The 3,628-nt window shown below is 63.3% G+C and carries 4 protein-coding genes; 2 read left to right on the top strand and 2 right to left on the bottom strand.

What is annotated here, in order from left to right; genetic code table 11:
* The coding region (locus tag B4F73_RS06780) for a GNAT family N-acetyltransferase (protein ID WP_290482828.1) at window positions 1–607 on the bottom strand (607 nt) is incomplete at its 3' end.
* A 95-nt stretch (window positions 608–702) separates the two neighbouring features.
* On the opposite strand from B4F73_RS06780, the gene B4F73_RS06775 reads away from it, so the two are divergent.
* Together B4F73_RS06775 and B4F73_RS06770 are read left to right on the top strand one after the other, a co-directional pair.
* Window positions 703–1,605, top strand: a complete 903-nt coding sequence (locus tag B4F73_RS06775) for an NAD(P)/FAD-dependent oxidoreductase (protein WP_290482827.1) — start codon at window positions 703–705, stop codon at window positions 1,603–1,605.
* A gap of 72 nt (window positions 1,606–1,677) precedes the next feature.
* Window positions 1,678–2,982 carry an RsmB/NOP family class I SAM-dependent RNA methyltransferase gene (locus B4F73_RS06770; RefSeq protein WP_290482826.1) on the top strand — a complete coding sequence of 435 codons (1,305 nt, stop codon included), beginning with the start codon at window positions 1,678–1,680 and terminating at the stop codon, window positions 2,980–2,982.
* Between the two features lies 1 nt (window position 2,983).
* Here B4F73_RS06770 and B4F73_RS06765 read toward each other — a convergent pair.
* On the bottom strand, window positions 2,984–3,628 hold a 645-nt coding region (locus tag B4F73_RS06765; protein ID WP_290482825.1), incomplete at its 5' end, for an aspartyl/asparaginyl beta-hydroxylase domain-containing protein.

The following is a 3,628-nucleotide window of genomic DNA, read 5'->3' as shown; positions in this document are numbered from 1 at the left end:
ATTGAACCAATGGGTCCCGCCACATAGCTTCCATCTGCGGTGAGCCTTCTCCGACCTCGAACAGTTTCATCCGCTCGAAGCCGTGGCTCATATAGAAGCCGGAATTGGCGGGGGTCGAGTTTTCCAGATAGCAGGGCAGGCCCGCGCGGTCGGCGGCGTCCAGCATGGGGCGCAATATCGTCTTGCCGAGGCCTTTGCCACGCGCAGCCTTCCGTGTGCCGATTGTGAAGAGGTAGAGGTGGCGTTCGGTCGGATGATATTGCTGCATGATCTCGCCGGCCTTCAGCGCCCGTTTCACAGTCCCTTTTGATCCTTTGCTGAGAAGTGAAAGGACCAGCCGGAAGGTCTGGAGTGATGTCAGCCCATGCCGCGTTTCGGAGAGGGCCCACATCGTGGCGGCATCATCGCCAATCTGGTGGCAGATACCCTCAGGAAGATACATGTCTCGCGCCAGCTGTCGGAAGGTCGCCCGGATGGCGGCGTCGGTGCCGAATATCCAGCGATTGATGGGATCTTCGGAAAATGCTTCAGCCGTGATGTCGCCGATCTGTCGCCAGTCAGCCGGGCTTGCAGTCGTCACCTGCGGTGGCAGGTCCAGTTTGAGCATCAATTTACCTCTCCAGCCACGCTATCCAGCCACTATTTACGGGACTTGGCCAGACCGCGCCCTAGCTTGAACTGTAATTGATACAGGGAATCGGCATGACGGACAGGATCGCAATCATCGGAGCAGGATTGGCCGGGCTCGCCGCCGGACGGGCATTGGCGGAGACGGGTATGACACCGGTCATATTCGAGAAGAGCCGCGGACTGGGCGGTCGTCTGGCGACGCGTCGCACGGATTTCGGGCCGATTGACCATGGTGCACCTGGGGTTCCAGCCAGCGTGCCGGGCGGCGGTGAGGTTTGGCACAGCGCACCGGTCGAGATGCGCCAGTCGGGGCTGCCCGGCATGAGCGCGCTCGCCCGTGCGATGTCTGGCGGACTGGATATTCGCAAATCAGTGGAAGTTCAGCCGCTGATCCGCGCGGAAAACACCTGGAGGCTGAGCGACCAGCAGGGCGTAGGTCTGGGTGTCTTTGACCGGGTGATCGTGACGGCGCCGCCCATACAGGCTGCGACGCTCACTGCGGCGGATGCCACGCTATCAGCGCAGTTCGCCAAGGCAGGCATGTCGCCGCTCTGGACGCTGTTGATGGCCTTTGCAGACCCGACCGGGCTGGAGCAGGAGGTTCTCACGCTCGGCGGCGGGCTTGCAAAAGCGATCCCCATGCTGGCGAAGCCGGGCCAGACGGGCCTCGAGCGCTGGACAGTGCATGCGAGCCCGGATTGGAGCGCAGAGAATCTGGAACTGGAAAAGGATGACGCGGCGGCGCGGTTGCTGGAAGCCGTCCGGGAGCAGGTGGATTTGCCTGGCGAACCTGACTACCTGGCCGCCCATCGCTGGCGGTATGCACGCGTGCGCACGCCGCTCGGGATGCCTTTTGCCGCGAGTGCCGATGGACGGCTGATCGCCGGCGGAGATTGGGCGCTCGGACGGCTCGCGAGTGATGCGGTCGAGAGCGGCCGCGCCATGGCGGCGCATGTGATTCAGGCCGCCGGTTAAGCTATTGCCGGTTTCCCTTGCCCATTTTGCGGGGTAACAGGGCGGTTTGCAGAGACTTGAGGGGCAAATCCCATGCGCAATGGCGGACGCATCGCAGCGGCAATAGACGTGCTGAACGACGTGCTGACCCGGCACCAGCCGGTGAAATCGGCTGCGCGGGACTGGGGCAAGCGCGCGCGTTATGCCGGATCGAAAGACCGGGCATGGGTCAGCGGCCTCGTGCTGGACGCGCTGCGCAAGCGCAATTCGATTGCGCATGCGATGGGCGATGACAGTCCGCGCGGCCTGATCCTCGGCGCGTTGGCACATGCCTGGGGCTGGAATATCAAGGAAATCGACTCGGCCATGGATGAAGACCATGCGCCCGCCAAGCTGACCCTGCAGGAGCGCGAGCGCCTCGTCATGGCCCCGGACCCGGTCGCGCCGCCGCATGTACAAGGCGACTATCCCGAATGGATGGCGCCCATGATGGCGCGTGTGTTCGGCGAGGAAGCCGCTGTCGAGGCACAGGCAATGGCCGTGCGCGCCGATGTGGACCTTCGCGTCAACACGCTGAAAGTGGAGGCAGAGAAAGCGTCCCAGCCGCTGCGCAGCGCGAAAGCCGAAGCATCGCCGCTATTGCTCAACGCGTTCAATATTCCCGCCCGCGACCCGAGCGAGCGCGAAGCCTCTCTGGAGAGCATTCCGGCCTATTCCAAGGGCTGGGTCGAAGTGCAGGATGCGGGCAGCCAGATCGCGTCTGCAGCGGCGAATGCCCAGCCGGGCGAGCAAGTCATGGATTATTGCGCAGGGGGTGGCGGCAAGACGCTGGCCATGGCCGCGCAGATGCAGGGCAAAGGCCAGATATTTGCCTATGACATTGACGGGCGGCGTCTGTCGGCGCTGATCCCGCGCCTCAAACGTTCCGGCGCACACAATGTGCAACTGGTGCATCCGAGCGAGCCGACTCAGCTGGAAGACCTATCCGATCAGATGGACCTCGTTTTCGTGGATGCGCCCTGCACGGGGACCGGCACATGGCGTCGGCGTCCGGACGCCAAGTGGCGGCTGAAAGAACGCCAGCTGGAAAAGCGTATGGGCGAGCAGGACGAAATCCTCGCCGCCGCGAGTGCCTATGTGAAGCCGGGCGGACGTCTGCTCTATGCGACCTGTTCCTTTCTGATGGAAGAAGACGAAGACCGTGTGGCGAAGTTCCTGGCGGCGCATTCCGAGTTTTCCGAGGAAGACGCGGCAGAGTCTGCCATTGCTTCCGGTCTGCTGACTGAAGAGGGCGCAGCGCTCGTGCGCAAATATCGCGGCCCCACCGGCAGCGTGCGCCTGACGCCGCGCCGGGCCGGCACGGATGGATTCTTCTTTGCGGTCTTGCGGCGGGCCTAGGTCAGCTCTCGCTGAAACTGTCGATCGCCCCCAGCAAGGTGGCGACTTCGCGCCGTTCCTGGTCGCTCAGTTCGGGCCGCCAGACATCAAACAGGAGCACGATGCGGGTCTCGTCCGCTTCGTTCTTTGCTTCATGCTCGATCGTGTCGTCGAAGATGACCATGCGCCCTTCTTGCCAGTGATGCGTCTCACTGCCGACGCGTAGCCAGGCCGGGCCGGGCACGATCAGCGGCAGGTGGCAGATCAGCCGCGTGTTCACCATGCCATTGTGCGGCGGGATGTGCGCGCCGGGCTTCAGAACCGAAAACAGGACGGATGGGCACTTGCCGTCTGCAAAATCAAGCGGGACGCGTTCCAGCGCGGCCGTGGTGATCGGGCAACGGGCGCAGTTGGCTTCGATCTTCTGCCCGTCTTTCCAGAGATAGAAGGCGCTCCAGTCTGTATTGTCGAGCAGGTGATGGTCCTGTCCGCCAAGATGGCCTGCGCCGCGCTCGATATAGGGACGGAAGCTCGCCTGGTCCTCGGCGAGGACGGTGCGGAGTTCGGCCTGTATGTCAGGGGTTCTGTCTTCCATATCCTGCACCCAGTCGAACTGAGCCGTGTCGTAGAACTGGATCTGGGGCAGGCCGGGGAAATAATAGCGGCG

This window comes from Hyphomonas sp. UBA3601 (assembly GCF_002375605.1).
In the GTDB taxonomy this organism is placed as follows: Bacteria; Pseudomonadota; Alphaproteobacteria; order Caulobacterales; family Hyphomonadaceae; genus Hyphomonas.
Note: the sequence above shows the minus strand (reverse complement) of the source record. Positions and strands in the feature narration are given on the sequence as shown.